Consider the following 16,635-nt stretch of genomic DNA (forward strand, 5'->3'; position numbering starts at 1 on the left):
TGTGCTGGCAGCGCTGTCACCCACCGCCTGCAGACGGAGGCCCGAGCGGCCGTGTCTGGCCGGTCACGTGTTCCTCGCCCAGTGGATCCTTGATGTTGCCGACCCGTTTATCCCATTCGATCCGGTACAGATCGAAGCGGCGATCGGCGAGGTTCATCACCGTGCCTTCGGCCCGCGCCCAGCTGAGGTCGGCAAGGTTCACATCGCTGATCGTGAGGGTTTCGACGTTTTCCGATGCCTCGGCTGCAATTCCGTCACGCGCGAAAGGGAAATCGCACGGGGTAAGGATGCAGCTTTGTGCGTACTGGATATCCATGTTGGCGACATTGGGCAGGTTGCCGACATTACCGCTCATCACGACATAGCACTGGTTTTCGATGGCGCGGGCCTGCGCGCAGTACCGCACGCGCATGTAGCCTTGACGGCTATCGGTGCAGAACGGCACGAAGATGATCCGCGCGCCTTCATCCACCAACCTGCGCGCGAGTTCGGGAAACTCGCTATCGTAACAGATCAGCACGCCAATCGGCCCGCAATCGGTGGGGATGGCATCGATGCTGTCGCCGCCCTTGATGTTCCACCAATAGGCTTCGTTGGGGGTGGGGTGGATCTTTTCCTGCGCGTGAATCGATCCATCGCGCAGGCAGACATAAGCGACATTGTGGATGTCGCCGTCGGGCATTCGGGTGGGGTGCGATCCGCCGATGATGTTGATGTTGAAGGCCAGTGCCATTTCGGAAAGGCGTTGGCGGATGCGCGGTGTGTATTCACTCAGCGCCTCGATCGCTTCAAGCGGGGTCAGTTCGCGGTCTTCGGCTGACAGCAGCATGACTGTGAACATTTCCGGAAAGACGATGAAGTCTGCCTCGTAATCAGCTGCAACATCGACGAAATATTCGATTTGCTTGATGAATTCGTCAAAGCCGGAAACCGCGCGAGATTGTAGCTGGCAGGTGGCGATCCGCACGCTTTCGACATCACGCGGCAGGCGGTGCTTGGGCGGGGAATCGCCATCTACGTAAGGATTGCGCCACACCATGCGCACGGCATTGCCGCGGCTGGCTTTATCTTCTGGCAGATACTTCGGCATGATCCCGGCCGCTTCGAACCCGTTGGCGAGCTGGAAGCGCAGCACCGGATCGTGGATTTTGCTCTCGATCACGAGGTCGAGGTATTCCTGCGGCGTTTCCGCGCGATTGGTTTTGCGGCGCTTGGCACGGGCATAGCCGGGCATCCGTCCGCCGAACACGATGCCGGTGAGATCGAGCCGTTCCGCGAGCGCACGGCGTTCTTCATAAAGGCGCCGCCCGAGCCTTGTGCCGCGCACCGCCGGATCAACACACAGTTCATAGCCGTACAGCCAGTCGCCGGTGGGATCATGGCGGCTGCCGAATCCGTTGCCGGTAACTTCGTCCCAGGTGTGGTCGGACAGGGCCACGCGCTCGTCGAGCCGCATCGAGGCGCAGTACCCCACCACCGCACCATCAAACAGCGCGACAAAGCAGCCTTCGGAATAATTGTTGATCTGGCCCCGGATCTCGCCCTGCGTATAGGCGGGCAGATCGTCATAGGCGCGGCGGACAAGGTCGCCGATGGCACGCACGTCCTTGAGCTTGGCCTGGCGGATTTCCAGCCGCGCTTTCGATCTGCTTGCCATTTATTCTAGCCCCTTTGTTGTTGGGTGGGGCAACATCTTGTACCCCGATCTTGTTCCGGAGCCCGAATGCAAAAGGGCGGGCCATCCACCGGACAGCCCGCCCCAAGTCCCCCGCCGAAGCGGTTGGGCTTCACATCAGGCCCAGTTGGCCATTTCCTTTTCCAGATTCTGCGCGACAGTTTCGAAGAACTGTTCGGTGGTCTGCCATGCCTGCCCCGGGCCAATCAGCAGCGCCAGATCCTTGGTCATGTAGCCGTTTTCAACCGTCTGGATGCAGACGCGTTCGAGCGTTTCGGCAAATTTCACCACATCGGGGGTGTTATCGAAACGGCCGCGATACATCAGTCCGCGGGTCCAGGCGAAGATCGACGCGATCGGGTTGGTCGAAGTCGCCTTGCCCTGCTGGTGCTGGCGATAATGGCGGGTGACTGTGCCGTGCGCGGCTTCGGCTTCCACGGTCTTGCCATCGGGGCTGAGCAGCACCGAGGTCATCAGACCAAGCGAGCCAAAGCCCTGAGCTACCGTATCCGACTGCACATCGCCATCGTAGTTCTTGCACGCCCACACGAACTTGCCCGACCACTTGAGCGCGCTGGCGACCATGTCGTCGATCAACCGGTGTTCGTAGACCATGTTCTTGGCCTTGAACTTCTCGGCAAAGCCTTCGTTGTCGAACACTTCCTGAAACAGATCCTTGAAGCGCCCGTCATAGGCTTTCATGATCGTGTTCTTGGTGCTGAGATACACTGGCCAGCCGAGGTTGAGACCGTAGTTGAAACTGGCACGCGCAAAGTCGCGGATTGAATCGTCGAGGTTATACATCGCCATCGCTACGCCGGCGCTGGGGAAGTCGAACACGTCGAGGTCGATCTTCGTGCCGTCCTCGCCATCGAACACCAGCCGCAGTTTGCCGGGGCCGGGGATAAGGGTGTCGGTTGCTTTGTACTGGTCGCCAAAGGCATGGCGGCCAACCACGATCGGGTCGGTCCAGCCCGGCACCAGCCGCGGCACGTTATCGATCACGATCGGTTCGCGGAATACGACGCCGCCCAGAATGTTGCGGATCGTGCCATTGGGGCTCTTCCACATCTTCTTGAGGCCGAATTCCTCGACGCGCTGTTCATCGGGGGTGATGGTGGCGCACTTTACGCCGACACCGTGTTCCTTGATCGCGTTGGCGGAATCGACGGTCACCTGATCATCGGTCGCGTCGCGGTTCTCGATCGAAAGGTCGTAATATTTGAGGTCGACATCAAGGTAAGGCAGGATCAGCCTTTCGCGGATCCATTGCCAGATGATGCGGGTCATCTCGTCCCCATCGAGTTCTACGACGGGGTTGGCGACTTTGATTTTCTGCATGGCTGTTGCCCTATCCTTCTTCACCCGTCTGCGCGGGCTGCATGTGATCGACAGGAAGCTGTGTAAGATCCCGCGCGGGCTTTAGCAGAGGGAGGCGTGCTTGCAAGGCAGGGGCAGCGCAAATGCATGGCAATCGCTGGTGCGCCGGGCGCAAGACGCAAAAAAGCCCGCCGGTTAAAGGCGGGCTGTTTAGCGTTTCAGCCGATGGTGGGCGTAGCAAGGATTGAACTTGCGACCCCTACGATGTCAACATAGTGCTCTACCACTGAGCTATACGCCCGCACCATCGGATTGGCCTCTTGCGAGGCGGAGGCGGCCCTTAACGTAAGCCCTGCAAAGGTGCAAGCGATTCGAGCGCCGGAAAATCTATACCCGCGCCTGATCCGCCTCGTCGAACACACGTTCCACCTCCAGCACCAGATCGCGCAGGTGGAACGGCTTTGACAGTACTTTGGCTGTTGGTTGTTCGCGGCTGGCACGCAGGGAAACCGCAGCGAAGCCCGTGATGAACATTACCTTGGTGCGCGGCGAGATTTCCGCACAACGCTGGGCCAGTTCGATCCCGTCCATTTCAGGCATGACGATGTCCGACAGCAGCAGATCGAAATCGCCGGTTTCCAGCAATGGTACGGCATCGGTGCCGCGATCCACCGCGCTCACTTCATAGCCGGCATTGGTCAGCGCCCGCGCAAGATAGGTGCGCATGGCTTCTTCATCCTCGGCGAGCAGGATCCGGGGGGTGCGTGTCGATGTCATGGTAGGGGCGTTAGCACTGTGAGCTTAAGAAATCTTTGTGCCTGCGCCAGATTGCACCCGGCGCGGTGCCGATTGATCGCGTCGGCGGGTTGATCTTGCTTTGACAGAGGCGTGCAAAGGCGGCAGCAAGGTTGGCGGTATGATGCCTCCCGCTTCCAGACCGAAATCTGCTCTGACTGCAGGCTCGCCAATGCGTGTGCCTGTCAGCGGCGGCCGCGTGCCGGGCCTTAATGATGCGCCGGCGTTCACTCTTTCCGCCCCTCCGCAACTGCGCCTGCCGGTGCTGGTCGCTGTGCCGCATGCTGGTCGTGCATATCCCCCGGCTGTGCTGGCGCGGATGCGTGACCCTGATCTGGCGCAGTTGCGACTTGAGGATCGCCACGTCGATCGGCTCGGTGTGGAGATTGCGCGCCAGACCGGGGCGGCTCTGCTGGTCGCCCATGCGCCGCGCGCGCTGCTGGATCTCAACCGCGCCGATGATGATATTGATTGGGATATGATCGATGGCGGCCGCCCGGAAGGCACAGCGCCAGCCAGCGCCGGGCAGGGTGGCAACCGCCGCGCGCGCAGCGGGCTTGGGTTGGTGCCGCGCCGCCTGCCGGGATCAGGAGAAATCTGGCGCGGGCGGCTTGATCCTGACGACCTCGGCGACAGGATCGATGGGATTCACACCGCCTATCACGCCGCGCTGGCGGATACGCTGGCCCGGATCCGGGCAGAATGGGGCGCGGCGCTGCTGATCGATTTGCATTCGATGCCGCCGCTGAAACCTGCCGAGGGCGAGGCATTTGCACCGGTCATCGTGCTTGGTGACCGTTTCGGAGCCGCCTGTCACAATCTTTTGATGGGCCGGGCGCTGACGCATCTCGAAGGGCAGGGGTGCCCGGCGGCGCAGAATCGCCCTTATTCAGGCGGATATGTGCTGGACAGACACGGTGTGCCGCATGCGGGTGTGCATGCGATGCAGATTGAAGTGTGCCGCGCGGCCTATCTTGACCGGCGGCTGGCAGAGCCGGGGCCCGGTCTGGCGGCAATGGCGGCACTGCTAGCAGGGCTTGTGCGCGAATTGGGCGCTGAAGCTGCACTGCTGGGTGGAGGAGAAAGGCTGCTGCACGCGGCAGAATAGCCGGTAACGAAAAACGAGCAGGTGGCGCGTCCCAGCCTGCCCGTCTTCAACTTCCTTGCGACGGAGCTTTTTCGCCCCGTGTGTCCGATTAGTTCAGTGTTGGAGCCGAAGCGCCTTCAGCCGGCATCGGCACACGGCCCTGGGCCAGCTGGCGTTCGAAGATCGTACGCATCAGATTAAGCGAGAACAGGTGCGCATAGATCAGCATCAGCATGCCATTCTTGGCGAGGCCATCAAGCGCTTCTGCCGAAAGTTCGCGCAGCTTGTTTTCATCGACCATGCGGAAACCGCGGTAGATGAACGGCTTGTCGGGCATGTCGTTGCGGGTGATAGCAATTTCGCCGTCCATCATGATGTCGAGCTTGCCGAGTTCTTCCATAAACTGCTTGGTGCGCATACCAGCTTCTTCAAAGCGGCGGCAGAAATCCAGCACACCTTGCGTGTACTCGGTCGGCTGACCGGCATCATCGAACAGTGCCAGACCATCCTCAGCCTTGCGAACCAGGTTCGCGCTGGGATCGAAGCACAGCGACATGTCTTCGCTGCCCTGCTGAAGCTTCGCGAGGATGAAGGGATACCGGCGCGCGTAGGCGGGCAAATAGATAGCTTCGTTGATCTTGTTGTCATCGCCCACAAAGGTATTCACGCCTTCGTTCAGGCCGAACAATGCGATCGGCAGCGGGGTGTCCCCAGAGGTGAAAACGATCGGGAAATGGCGCTGCGCATCAACGAATTCGTCGGTGGTCAGCGGGATTGCGTGGGTCGCGGCGAGATAGGCTGCGCTTTCCAGCGTGCCGGCTTTCCAGTCTGCATGATCGCGGCTGTTGAGCGGCAGAAGGTCGTTGTAGAACAGCGGAAGTTGCGGTTGCGGCGCGCTGGCCATGACGTCGTCTCCGGAAAAAAGCGGTGGTCGATGATCCCCTCAGCGGAAATGGAACGCCCCGCCGAAAGCGCGGCCCTTAAGCGTTTGCGCCGAGCCGCGCAAGCTGCGAGGATCACACGGCTGGGGGAGAGTGAAGCAGTTTCCCGGGATTGAGCAGATTGTCGGGATCGAGCGCAGCCTTGATGCGCCGCATCACTGCCAGCGCTGCCGGATCGTGCAGGCGGGCAAGGTCGTCCACCTTCATCTGTCCGATGCCGTGTTCGGCACTGATCGATCCGCCCCATTGGGTGACAAGATCATAGACCCGCGCCGAAACGGCCTTGCCCTCGGTTTTCTCCCACACTCCGCGCACTGCACCTTCGGGCGCCATGACATGGAAGTGCACATTGCCATCGCCCAGATGCCCGAAAGCCAGAGCCCGTGTACCGGGAAAGGCGGTCTCGAGCGCGGGCGCGGCGGCGAGGATGAATTCTGGCATTTTCTCGACAGGCACGGAAATGTCGTGTTGCATCGCCGGGCCTAATGCGCGTTCGGCAGCAGAGATCCCGTCGCGCAAGGCCCAGAAATCCTCTGCCTGTGTTTCGTTGGCGGCGATCACGGCATCGGTGATCAGCCCTTCCTCGAGCGCGGTTCCCAGTGCCGTTTCGAGCGCCTCCCGCACCGTCGCACTATCGCGGACGGGTGACACGCATTCGATCAGCGCATTCCACGCATGGCTTTCAGCCAAGGGTGCGCGTGCCGTCGGCTGGTGCGCAAGCACCGATGCAAGGCAATGAGCCGGGACAACTTCGAAACCTTCCAGCGCATCGCCAAGTGTGCGTTCCGTCTGCCGCAGCAGGGTGCGCGCCTCGATGATGCCGTCCAGCCCAACCCAGGCGGTGGCGCGGCCCACTGCGGCAGGCAGCAGCCGCAACGTGGCAGCAGTTACGATGCCTAACGTTCCTTCGGACCCGATCATCAACTGCTTGAGATCAAACCCGCGATTGTCCTTCTTGAGCGGGGTGAGTGTATCGAGCACTGTGCCATCAGCCAGCACCGCCTCCAGCCCCAGTACCTGAGCACGCATGGTGCCATGACGCAGAACCTGTGTGCCGCCGGCATTGGTGGCGATCAGTCCGCCGATCGTAGCTGAACCTTTACCGCCAAGCGTGAGCGGAAAGCGCATCCCCTCAGTCTCGGCCGCATCGTGAAGGTTTTGCAGGATCAGCCCCGCTTCGCACACCACCTGTCCCGCTTGCGGATCAATCGCACGAATTGCATTCATCCGTCGCAACGACAGCAGCAGCGCGGTGCCTGTTGCATCCGGGGTCGCGCCGCCGGCCATGCCGCTGTTGCCTCCTTGCGGAACAATCGGCACCCGATGCGCAGCGCACAGCCGAATCAGAGCGGCCACTTCTGCGGTGGAAGCGGGCGAGGCCATTGCCACAGCCTTGCCAGTGTATCGTCCCCGCCAATCGGTCAGCCACACGTCCATGCTTTCGGGGTCAGTGGTTATCCCGCGCGGCCCAAGCAGCGTTGAAACTTCTGCGAGAAAGGCCGAACAATCGCGGTCGGGCGGGGGTGGCTGTCTGGTCTTTTGCATTGTGTCCTCTATGCCACAGTTGCGTGGCTTTGTGCCACCGATTTCACGCAGGCCTGTATCCCAGTTAAGCCTCGGTTCAATTGATCGGGCTAAGGCGAAGCGTGGTTATGCCCCGTTAAGGCGCTGCTTTGGTGCAGTTGCATCATTGCCCTGTTAGGAGACAGTTCCAGCACCATGCACAGCCTGGTCGCCTTTGCGGCGCCGATGGCGCTGATGCTGCCGATCGTGGCGGAAGGCAATGTGGCGGAACTTGATGTCGCGCCTGCTCCTTCCGCCCGGCAATGCGAGGCCGCTTCTGCGCAGAATCCGGCACTGCCCATGAACCCGCTGTCTGCTCTGCGCAGCGGTGATACCATGCGCCAAATCCGCATCGAGCAGCGCGTGGTTGTGCGCATTGCACCGCAGCCACCGGCAGCCCGGCAGAGCTTGTTTGCCGAATTGCCGCAGCGTGCGGTTTCCTCGCGGTTCGAGGAGCGCAAAAAGGAAAAGTGCGTGGCCCTTGACGGGATCGCAGGTGTGCAGACCGGCAGCGGAAATCGGCTTGTCCTGTTTCTCCGGGATCAGCGAATGATTTCGCTCAATCTCGAAAAAGCTTGCCGCGCCCGTGACTTCTACTCTGGATTTTATGTCGAGAAGAGCAAGGACGGCCGCCTTTGCGTTGATCGCGACAAGCTTCAATCACGCACCGGCGCCCGTTGCGAAGTCGATACAATGCGCCAATTGGTCGAAGTGCGCGATTGATTTGTTTGCGCTATCGGGTGCAGGCCCGCGCGTTTCCTTGACTTTTGCCACTATTTAGGGGATGGGCGCTGCGGCCTGATGCTGCGCGATGCGCCCGCAGGCCGGCAATCCCGGCAGCAACCCTGCCCGCTATTCTCGGACACCACACACCGCATGACTTTCGCCGATCTCGGCCTTTCGCCCGAATTGCTCAAAGCCGTCGAAGACGCGGGCTACACCACGCCGACTGCGATCCAGGCGCAAGCCATCCCGACTGTGCTGATGATGCGCGACCTGATCGGCATTGCCCAGACCGGCACCGGCAAGACAGCAAGCTTCGTGCTCCCCATGATCGACGTGATGGCTTCAGGCCGCAGACGGGCGCTGATGCCGCGTTCACTGATCCTCGAACCGACGCGCGAACTCGCAGCCCAGGTGGCCGAGAATTTCGAGAAATACGGCAAGAACCACGATCTCAAGATGGCGCTGCTCATCGGCGGCGTTCAGATGGGTGACCAGTTGAAGGCGCTGTCTGACGGGGTCGACGTGCTGATTGCCACGCCGGGCCGGTTGATGGACCTTTTCGAACGCGGCAAGATCATGCTCAACGGCTGCGAACTGCTGGTGATCGACGAGGCTGACCGGATGCTCGATATGGGGTTCATTCCCGATATCGAATTTATCTGTTCCAAGCTGCCCGAAACCCGCCAGACCATGCTGTTTTCGGCCACCATGCCGGCGCCGATCGAAAAGCTGGCGAAGAAGTTCCTCAACAATCCGAAGCGGATCGAAACCACGCGCGCCGCGACCACTAATGCCGATATCACCGCCTTCAAGGTGCCGGTGAAGTCGCGGTCGAAGAAGGACACGCTGCGCTGGTTCCTTGAGAACGATCTGGTGGAAACCGCGATCATCTTTGCCAACCGCAAGACGACGGTGCGCGAGTTGAACCAGAGCCTGACCCGCTTCGGCTTCCGGTCGTCGGAAATACACGGCGACATGGACCAGTCGAGCCGGATCAAGGAACTTGATCGGTTCAAGGCGGGCGAGGTCAACATCCTCGTCGCATCTGACGTTGCGGCACGCGGGCTGGATATCAAGGGCGTGAGCCACGTGTTCAATTACGACACGCCGTGGCATCCTGACGATTACGTCCACCGCATTGGCCGCACCGGCCGCGCGGGGGCGAAGGGCCGGGCATTCACCTTTGTATCCGAAGAAGATGCCGAGGCGATCAGCAATGTCGAAAAGCTGACCGGAAGCGCGATCAAGGTGTTCGGCAAGGAAGACGTGCGCGTCGATCTGACCGAAGTGATGGCCAAAACTGAAGCAGCCAAGGCAGAGGCGCCGGCAGAAGAAGCGCGCGAGGAACGCGCCGAACGCAAACCCCGCCGTGCCCGCTCAGAGCGCGCCCCACGTGAAAAGCCTGCGGACGTGACACAGTCTAGTGAAGTGGCATCGCCCGAAGAGCGTGCACAGAAACCGGAACGTGCCGAACGCCCGCGCCGTGACAAGGCCGGCCAGCGCACCGACCGTGTCGCTGTAAGCGACGAACGCAAACCGCGCCGCCGGTTCTCCGAGGATGATGAACCCGTCCCCGCTGGCGAATGGAACGGCCCGCGTCCGGACTTTCTTGATGTGGGTTTTGGGTAAGCTCTATTTTTCTGGCGGAAACGCCGGGGGTGAGGCGCTGATCGGGCCGAGCCAGAAGGTGCCGTCGAACCGGCGCGCCAGCTGCGGCTCGGCAAGGTTCCCGACTGTGATATGCGGCGCGCGGTCGCTTGATCCTTCTGCGCCCGCCCGCGAGGCGGCGCAGGTGATCATGTCGTCCGTCACCTCCTGCCCCGGTGCGAGCTTGGTTCCGGGGGCGAGCTGACAGCTCCAATTTTCCCCGCCCGCATGCCGCATCCCGAGACTGAGCACCGAGCCATAGCTACGCAGCCGCACCGCCATCGGATCGAAATCCGGCCCGCCGATGCTGAGCGGCGCGATTTCGGCGTGGAGGTTGCCGACCAGCACGATCACCCGGTCATAGTCCTTGAGCGCAGCAGCTTCGGCGATGTTCTCGGCCTGTGCCGCCTCGTGCGGGCCTTGCGCAGGGAGATCGTTAAAGCGGGCGCGCTGGGCATCGTCGCGCGCGCCGTTGAAAGCGACGATGTCGATCGCCGCGCCCTGATCCTTCAATGCATGAGCACCCGTCACAAGCGCCAGCATCGCCTTGCTCGCCACACCGTCATCGCGCCCGCGCCAGCCGAGATCGGGCAGCGCGGCGCGGAACGCATCGTGCGGCAAGGCCCATGCCTCCTGCCACGCCGCATTTTGCCATGAGGAATGCTCGACAGCGAGTAGCATGCGCTGCTCCCGTTTCGCTTCGGCGCAGATCAGACTTTGAACAAGCGCTGGAGCCTCGCGGGTTCCATGCAACTCGCCGAAAACCACGAAATCGGGATCGCGTGCGACGACCTCGTCCCAGCCTGCCGGCGCGGTGCAGGCTGCATCATCGGCGGGCATGCCGCCCTGTGCGGCGAGCGCGGCGGGCAAATACAGGGCAAAGGCGACCAGTAGCGATTTCATGATTGAGGCTCCCATCAGTGAGGGCTGCGGCCAGCCTAACAGACCTCGAATTCATTGAATAGGCTTTGATATCAGTAACCTACCCCACCACGGTCACAAAACTATCCAGTACCCGCTTCTCGCCCGCGTCTTCGAACAGGATGGTGAGCTTGTTACCCTCCTGATCGATCACGCAGCCGGTGCCGAATTTGTCATGGCTCACCATCGCGCCAATCGCGATGTCGCTGCGGGCAGGCGCGGCGAAGCTGGCGGCTGACCGGGTGTTTTCGCGCACCCGCGCAGGCTTGGTGTCGTAGCCTGAGGTCAACGCCCGTTGCCAACCGGGGCCGCGAGTCTGGGCGCGGTCGGGGCGGTCGCGCGCGACATGGGCGAAGGGGTCTTCCTGCTCGCTCCAGTTGGCGCGCCACAGCGATGCGCCGCCGGTGAGGGTGGTTTCCTGATCGATATGCTCTTCCGGCAGATCTTCAATGAAGCGTGAGGGGATGGAGCTCGTCCACTGACCATAGATGCGGCGGTTGGCAGCGTGCAGGATCACGCAGCGCCGCCGTGCGCGGGTGATCGCGACATAGGCGAGGCGGCGTTCTTCTTCGAGGCTGGCGAGCCCGCCTTCGTCGATTGCGCGCTGACTGGGGAACACGCCTTCTTCCCAGCCGACACAGAAGACGTTGTCGAATTCCAGCCCCTTGGCGGCATGGATGGTCATGATTGTGACAGTCTCGCCTTCATCGGCGCGTTCATTGTCCATGACCAGGCTGACATGTTCGAGGAAATCGCCCAGCGTTTCGTATTCTTCCATTGCGCGAGCGAGTTCGGACAGGTTTTCGGCACGGCCCGCGCTTTCCGGAGTGCGATCCGCGGCCAGCATGGCATTGTAACCCGATTCCTCCAGCACCAACCGCAGCAGATCGGAGGGCGACATCGTCTCGGCCTCGGCGCGCCAGTGCAGGAACTGACGCATCAAACCGCCGATGGTGATGGCGCTGCGCTTGGGCAATTCATCGCTGTCGGCCAGTTGCAGCGCAGCTGCAGCCAGCGGCAGGCCTGTGCGGCGCGCGTGGCTGTGCATCGCTTCCAGCGCCTTTGCGCCGAGCCCGCGTTTGGGCTGGTTGTGAATGCGTTCAAATGCCAGATCGTCTTGTGGCTGAGCAATCAGGCGCAGGTATGCCAGTGCATCTCGGATTTCGGCGCGCTCGTAAAACCGGAAACCGCCGATGATGCGGTAATTCACGCCGATCTGGATGAAGCGGTCTTCGAATTCGCGGGTCTGATATTGGGCGCGCACCAGGATCGCGATCTGGCCGAGGGATGCCCCTTCGCGCTCCAGCCGCTCGATTTCCTCGCCCACCCGGCGCGCCTCTTCGGGGGCGTCCCAAACGCCGATGACCTTGACCTTGTCGCCGCCGTTCACCTCGGTCCACAGGGTCTTGTCATGGCGCTGGCTGTTGGCGCGGATCAGGCCCGCGGCTGCGCCAAGGATGTGCGGGGTGGAGCGGTAATTCTGTTCCAGCCGGATCACCTCCGCACCCGGAAAATCTTTCTCGAACCGCAGGATATTGGCGACCTCCGCCCCGCGCCACGAATAGATCGACTGGTCATCATCGCCGACGACACAGATGTTCTTGTGCTCCTGTGCCAGCAGTCGCAACCACAGATACTGGACTGCGTTCGTGTCCTGATATTCGTCCACCATGATATAGCGGAAGCGGCGCTGATAATCGGTCAGGATGTCGTGATGGGTGCGCAGGATGTTCAGCATATGCAGCATCAGGTCGCCGAAATCGCAGGCGTTCAATTCCTTCAGCCGCGCCTGATACCGTGCATAAAGCGCTGCGCCCTTGCCGTTGGCATAGGCTTCGTTCTCGACCGCATCGAGATCTGCCGGGTTCAGCCCTCGGTTCTTCCAGCGATCAATCAATCCGGCGAGCTGGCGTGCTGGCCAGCGCTTCTCGTCAAGATCGGCCTGGGTGATCAGCTGTTTCAGCAGGCGCAACTGATCGTCGGTGTCGATGATCGTGTAATTGCTTTGCAGGCCCACCAGTTCGGCATGGCGGCGCAGCATCTTGGCGCAGATTGAATGGAACGTGCCAAGCCACGGGATCCCTTCGGCGCCCGGGCCAAGATGGTGCGCCACGCGCTCACGCATCTCGCGTGCGGCCTTGTTGGTGAATGTTACGCACAGGATCTGCGAGGGGTAGGCGCGCCGGGTCGCCACCAGATGGGCAAGGCGAGCAGTAAGGGCAGCCGTCTTGCCCGTCCCAGCCCCTGCCAGCATCAGCACCGGCCCTTCGGTCGCAAGCACGGCAGCGCGCTGCGGCGGGTTCAACCGCGCAGCATAGGCGGGGACATTGTCTTGCGCAGACGTGGGGGAGGGCAGATTGATACTCATGATGTCATGCGAACAGGTAGGGAACAATGGTGCCGCGGGCAAGCGCACAAGGCAGCGATGTCGCACAAGTCAGGGAATGTATTTTCGCCCTGCCGCTTTTCAGCCACAATTCGCGCCCGGCTGTTTCCGCGACGGGTTACCCGGACACCCGCTTGCATTGCTTCGGTTCGATTGTGCGCCATATTCGAGTGGTCCGGCCAGCAGGGGACTGAGCGGCTGGCCAAGAATACGCGTTCGTTTGTGCTTGGGATAACCTGGAAAATTGGAGACACCCCATGCATAAGTACCTGAATAAGTTTGGCCTTGCCGGGATCGGTATGGCCTTGGTGATGACCCCGGCGATGATCGCCGCGCAGGATGCCGCTATCGAAGCGATGCCACCCGAGACAACGCAGGAAACTGCCGCTCCGGCCGCGCCGATCACGCCGGATCAGGAAGCAGTGATGCAGACCTGGCCGCAGGACAAGCAGGCAGCGTTCAAGGCATGGCCGGCCGAAACCCAGAGCTACTTCTTTTCGCTGACCGACGAGCGTCAGCAGATGTTCTGGGCACTGTCTGATAGCGACAAGGTCACACTGAGCCAGATGGCCGAGGCGCAGCGCGAATCGGTCTGGGCGCAGATTGAAAGCCGCGCTGGCACCGCACAGAGCTAATCGGGGTCCCCGATAGGAACCGGGTCGGTCGGGGTTTCGACCAGTCTGAAAAGGCTGAGCTTGCCCTTGCCGACCCGGCGTTCGCTTTCGCAGGCGAGGCCCTTTATCACCACATCTTCGTTGAATGCGGTTTCAAGGCTGATCCACGTTTGCGGGCCGATCCAGCCGAGCCGCAACAACCGGTCAAGCGCCACCGCGCCCGTGCCTGACCGATAGGGCGGGTCGACGAGGATAAGATCAAGCGGCTGCGAGGCTGCGCGCAATTGTGTGGCCGAACTGGACTCCACTCGCGCGCTGGTTTGGGCGCCAAGCGCTGTAATATTGGTGCGGATCGCATCGATTGCGGCGCGATCCTGCTCTACGAACAGGCAGTTTGCCGCGCCGCGAGACAGGGCTTCAAGCCCGAGCGCGCCCGAACCGGCAAACAAATCGGCCACTTGCAAGCCATCGAAATCACCCAACCTGCTGGTCAGCATCGAAAACAGCGTTTCGCGCATCCGGTCGGCTGTGGGGCGGGTTGCATCACCCTTTGGTGCGACAAGTTTGCGTCCGCGCCATTGCCCTGAAATGATTCTCATTTGCGCGGCGCCCTTGGCGGGGTGTTGCCGCGTGTTGGCGCCGGGCGCTTGCGCGACCGGGATCCGGGGCGCGTTGTGTTTGGCCCATCCCGACCTTTGCGCGGTGCATTGGTCAGGGTTTCGGCGCCTTTGCGCGGTGCAGGCGAACCAGTTGGAGCTTTGCGATCTTTGCTTGCGGGCGCATCAGAGGCTTTGCGCGGTGAAGCCGCAGCATCGGCAACTTTGCGCGGCGCGGGGCGGGCGGACGGGCCCTTGCGCGCCGGGGGACGAGGCGGGCGCGGCGCTTTGACAGGGGCCGAAATTTCGACCTTGTCTGCCTTCTTCACCCCGCCGCGCGGGATCGGTTCGCCGGTCATTTCCGACAGGAACCGCGCCACCGGCTTGCCGGTCAGTTCAACAGCCTGACCCCGCGGAAGATCGCCAAGATCGAACGGGCCGTATCCGGTGCGGATCAGGCGGTTGACCTTCAGCCCGAGATATTCGAGCACGCGGCGCACTTCGCGGTTCTTGCCTTCTGTGATGGTCATTTGGACCCACACGTTGCGGCCGGTCCCGCGTTCCAGATTGGCGTCGATCGCGCCATAGCGCACGCCATCGATTTCCACGCCTTCGATCAGGTCTTCAAGTTGGCTTTGCTGCACTTCGCCAAAGGCGCGGGCGCGGTAAGTGCGCGGCACCTTGGTCGATGGCAGCTCCATCATCCGCTTCAGCCCGCCATCATTGGTGAGCAGCAACAGCCCTTCGGTATTCAAATCGAGACGCCCCACGGGCATCAGGCGCGGCGTTCCGCCGGGCAGGGCATTGCGCAGCGCGGTGTAAATCGTCGGGCGGCCCGCCATGTCCCGTTCTGCAGTAATCAGGCCCGTCGGCTTATGGAAAGCGAACAGCCTTGTGGCCTCGGCGGCAGAAACCGGATTGCCATCCACCGTCACGCCTTTGAGGTTGGACAGGATCGTGGCCGGAGTGTCGAGCACCGTGCCATTCAGCGCCACACGCCCATCTGCAATCATCCGCTCGATTTCGCGGCGACTGGCCACACCGGCGCGGGCAAGCAGCTTGGCAATGCGCTGGCCATCCGGGCGAGGCCCGGAATCTGTGGCGCCTTCAGGGCGGCTGTCGGAGCTGGGGGGCTGGCTTGGCATAGGCGCCGCGCCTAGGCCTTCAATTCGCCGCCCGCAAGGCTTCGCTCACGATCTGGTCGAACCGCGCAATCCCGCCTTCCAGTGTGCCGAGCGTCAGATGATTGATCGCGCCGCTTTCAAGGCCCTGCTGGCCGAGTTCGGCTGCGCGGAAATCCTCAGAGGCGAATACCCCCCCATCCAGCAGATTCCAGCTCTTCTCCCAGTGCGCCAGCGCCTTTTCGGTGGCTGGGGCTTCGGGAATGAGCATGAAGTCTTCCACCAGCGTCAGGTCATGCGCCTGCGGCATCAGCACCATAATGTTGATGTAATCGGGGCTGGGCACAATGATCGTGGCGGGAAGCAACTGATAGGCGAAGGTTACGACCCGGCGCAGCGCGGCCATGTCGGTAAGATCAACTTCTGCCATTTCCTCCAGCCGCCCTACGGCAGAACGCTGGTGCGGGCCAATCTGGTCGCCTGCAGTAATCCCGTCCTTGAAGAACGGGCCAATGGTTGCGGAGTGCAAGCGGGTGACATGGTAGCTTTCAAGGAAGGCATCCATGATCAGCTTCCAGTTGCCTTTGACCGTGTGCGTTTTGCGCCGGAACAGGTGGGTGTCCGGTAGCCCGAAAGCGGCAAGATCTGCGCCCAGCGCGCGGGCATCGCCGAAGTCGGCGTTGCCTGTCGGCGCGAACCAGATCAGTCCGCCTGCCTCGACACTCGGCAGCTCGATCAGGCCATAATCAGCCTTGTCCAATCCGGGAAAGGTTTCGGGCCGGGGCAGCGCTATAAGACCGCCGTCGAGCCGGTATGTCCATGCGTGATAAGGGCACACAAGCCGCTTGGCGCATTGCACATCGCTGCCTTCGACCAGCCGCGTGCCGCGGTGGCGGCAGACGTTGAGAAAGACGTGCGCCGTGCCGCCAGCATCGCGGGTGATCAGGAGCGGACGGCCGGTCGCATCATGCGGCACAGCCATGCCGGGGTCGGGCAACAAGGCAGAGGGGCAAAGCACCTGCGGCAGACGATCAAACAGCGCCGCTTTCTCGCGCGCGAAGTGATCGAGGCAGGTGTAATTGCTCGCCGGAACCGTCTGCATTCCGCTTGCGACTTTGCCAGTGCCGCTGCGGATTGCCTCGGCCAGCGCCAATTGCCCCGGTGTGGGGCGCAAATTGGGCATATCTGTTGTGGGCGCGTTCATCGCTCTTTGCTCATTCTCTCGTCCCGGCCTAATGGTGCA

14 protein-coding genes and 1 tRNA gene are annotated in these 16,635 nt (G+C 61.9%); 4 read left to right on the forward strand and 11 right to left on the reverse strand.

Translation table 11 applies throughout. The features are described 5' to 3' along the window. Positions 1-16: 16 nt before the first annotated feature. The 4 genes from IP79_RS05255 to cpdR form a co-directional block, all read right to left on the reverse strand. Positions 17-1,657, reverse strand: a complete 1,641-nt coding sequence (locus IP79_RS05255) for a bifunctional GNAT family N-acetyltransferase/carbon-nitrogen hydrolase family protein (RefSeq protein ID WP_054118224.1) — start codon at positions 1,655-1,657, stop codon at positions 17-19. Between the two features lie 135 nt (positions 1,658-1,792). Further along, a complete protein-coding gene (locus IP79_RS05260; RefSeq protein WP_054118225.1) occupies positions 1,793-3,016 on the reverse strand; it encodes an NADP-dependent isocitrate dehydrogenase in 1,224 nt (407 codons plus the stop codon). A 205-nt stretch (positions 3,017-3,221) separates the two neighbouring features. Beyond that, positions 3,222-3,296, reverse strand: a tRNA-Val gene (locus IP79_RS05265). An 86-nt stretch (positions 3,297-3,382) separates the two neighbouring features. Continuing rightward, a complete protein-coding gene (gene cpdR, locus IP79_RS05270; RefSeq protein ID WP_054118226.1) occupies positions 3,383-3,772 on the reverse strand; it encodes a cell cycle two-component system response regulator CpdR in 390 nt (129 codons plus the stop codon). Positions 3,773-3,962: 190 nt separating this feature from the next. Here cpdR and IP79_RS05275 point away from each other — a divergent pair, with 190 nt between their 5' ends. Continuing rightward, positions 3,963-4,898 (forward strand): N-formylglutamate amidohydrolase, encoded by a 936-nt coding sequence (locus IP79_RS05275; protein WP_054118227.1) that lies wholly within the window; start codon positions 3,963-3,965, stop codon positions 4,896-4,898. 88 nt (positions 4,899-4,986) lie between these two features. Here the strand turns inward: IP79_RS05275 and IP79_RS05280 are convergent, their stop codons facing one another. Next, on the reverse strand, positions 4,987-5,781 hold the full coding sequence (locus IP79_RS05280) for a SapC family protein (protein WP_054118228.1): 795 nt from the start codon (positions 5,779-5,781) through the stop codon (positions 4,987-4,989). Positions 5,782-5,893: 112 nt separating this feature from the next. Beyond that, positions 5,894-7,363: an FAD-binding oxidoreductase gene (locus IP79_RS05285; protein ID WP_054118229.1), complete on the reverse strand. Its 1,470-nt coding sequence runs from the start codon at positions 7,361-7,363 to the stop codon at positions 5,894-5,896. 204 nt (positions 7,364-7,567) lie between these two features. Here IP79_RS05285 and IP79_RS05290 point away from each other — a divergent pair, with 204 nt between their 5' ends. Further along, on the forward strand, positions 7,568-8,104 hold the full coding sequence (locus IP79_RS05290; RefSeq protein ID WP_233994093.1) for a hypothetical protein: 537 nt from the start codon (positions 7,568-7,570) through the stop codon (positions 8,102-8,104). Between the two features lie 153 nt (positions 8,105-8,257). After that, on the forward strand, positions 8,258-9,736 hold the full coding sequence (locus IP79_RS05295) for a DEAD/DEAH box helicase (protein WP_054118271.1): 1,479 nt from the start codon (positions 8,258-8,260) through the stop codon (positions 9,734-9,736). Positions 9,737-9,739: 3 nt separating this feature from the next. On the opposite strand, the gene IP79_RS05300 is transcribed toward IP79_RS05295, so the two are convergent. Together IP79_RS05300 and IP79_RS05305 are read right to left on the reverse strand one after the other, a co-directional pair. Then, positions 9,740-10,657 carry a hypothetical protein gene (locus IP79_RS05300; RefSeq protein ID WP_156318124.1) on the reverse strand — a complete coding sequence of 306 codons (918 nt, stop codon included), beginning with the start codon at positions 10,655-10,657 and terminating at the stop codon, positions 9,740-9,742. A 79-nt stretch (positions 10,658-10,736) separates the two neighbouring features. After that, complete coding sequence (locus IP79_RS05305) at positions 10,737-13,043, reverse strand: ATP-dependent helicase (RefSeq protein WP_054118232.1); 2,307 nt, start codon at positions 13,041-13,043, stop codon at positions 10,737-10,739. A 275-nt stretch (positions 13,044-13,318) separates the two neighbouring features. Here IP79_RS05305 and IP79_RS05310 point away from each other — a divergent pair, with 275 nt between their 5' ends. Then, positions 13,319-13,696, forward strand: a complete 378-nt coding sequence (locus IP79_RS05310) for a hypothetical protein (protein ID WP_054118233.1) — start codon at positions 13,319-13,321, stop codon at positions 13,694-13,696. Here IP79_RS05310 and rsmD read toward each other — a convergent pair. The 3 genes from rsmD to IP79_RS05325 are packed head-to-tail and all read right to left on the reverse strand — an operon-like array spanning position 13,693 to position 16,596. Then, on the reverse strand, positions 13,693-14,274 hold the full coding sequence (gene rsmD, locus IP79_RS05315; protein WP_054118234.1) for a 16S rRNA (guanine(966)-N(2))-methyltransferase RsmD: 582 nt from the start codon (positions 14,272-14,274) through the stop codon (positions 13,693-13,695). The two genes, IP79_RS05310 and rsmD, sit on opposite strands and share 4 nt — an antisense overlap. Next, a complete protein-coding gene (locus IP79_RS05320) occupies positions 14,271-15,416 on the reverse strand; it encodes a pseudouridine synthase (protein ID WP_233994094.1) in 1,146 nt (381 codons plus the stop codon). Before IP79_RS05320 ends, rsmD begins: the two co-directional genes overlap by 4 nt. Positions 15,417-15,435: 19 nt before the next feature. Further along, positions 15,436-16,596, reverse strand: coding sequence for an aromatic ring-hydroxylating oxygenase subunit alpha (locus IP79_RS05325; protein WP_054118235.1), 1,161 nt, complete (start codon positions 16,594-16,596; stop codon positions 15,436-15,438). Between the last annotated feature and the right edge of the window lie 39 nt (positions 16,597-16,635).

Source organism: Porphyrobacter sp. AAP60 (assembly GCF_001296025.1).
In the GTDB taxonomy this organism is placed as follows: Bacteria; Pseudomonadota; Alphaproteobacteria; order Sphingomonadales; family Sphingomonadaceae; genus Erythrobacter.

Bases quoted from the DNA above. Each gene is read 5' to 3' on its own strand.
- cpdR (WP_054118226.1), bottom strand. From the start codon at position 3,772: ATGACATCGACACGCACCCCCCGGATCCTGCTCGCCGAGGATGAAGAA.
- IP79_RS05300 (WP_156318124.1), bottom strand. From the start codon at position 10,657: ATGAAATCGCTACTGGTCGCCTTTGCCCTGTATTTGCCCGCCGCGCTC.
- IP79_RS05320 (WP_233994094.1), bottom strand. From the start codon at position 15,416: ATGCCAAGCCAGCCCCCCAGCTCCGACAGCCGCCCTGAAGGCGCCACA.
- IP79_RS05275 (WP_054118227.1), top strand. From the start codon at position 3,963: ATGCGTGTGCCTGTCAGCGGCGGCCGCGTGCCGGGCCTTAATGATGCG.
- rsmD (WP_054118234.1), bottom strand. From the start codon at position 14,274: ATGAGAATCATTTCAGGGCAATGGCGCGGACGCAAACTTGTCGCACCA.
- IP79_RS05285 (WP_054118229.1), bottom strand. From the start codon at position 7,363: ATGCAAAAGACCAGACAGCCACCCCCGCCCGACCGCGATTGTTCGGCC.
- IP79_RS05290 (WP_233994093.1), top strand. From the start codon at position 7,568: ATGGCGCTGATGCTGCCGATCGTGGCGGAAGGCAATGTGGCGGAACTT.
- IP79_RS05310 (WP_054118233.1), top strand. From the start codon at position 13,319: ATGCATAAGTACCTGAATAAGTTTGGCCTTGCCGGGATCGGTATGGCC.
- IP79_RS05280 (WP_054118228.1), bottom strand. From the start codon at position 5,781: ATGGCCAGCGCGCCGCAACCGCAACTTCCGCTGTTCTACAACGACCTT.
- IP79_RS05325 (WP_054118235.1), bottom strand. From the start codon at position 16,596: ATGAACGCGCCCACAACAGATATGCCCAATTTGCGCCCCACACCGGGG.
- IP79_RS05260 (WP_054118225.1), bottom strand. From the start codon at position 3,016: ATGCAGAAAATCAAAGTCGCCAACCCCGTCGTAGAACTCGATGGGGAC.
- IP79_RS05255 (WP_054118224.1), bottom strand. From the start codon at position 1,657: ATGGCAAGCAGATCGAAAGCGCGGCTGGAAATCCGCCAGGCCAAGCTC.
- IP79_RS05305 (WP_054118232.1), bottom strand. From the start codon at position 13,043: ATGAGTATCAATCTGCCCTCCCCCACGTCTGCGCAAGACAATGTCCCC.
- IP79_RS05295 (WP_054118271.1), top strand. From the start codon at position 8,258: ATGACTTTCGCCGATCTCGGCCTTTCGCCCGAATTGCTCAAAGCCGTC.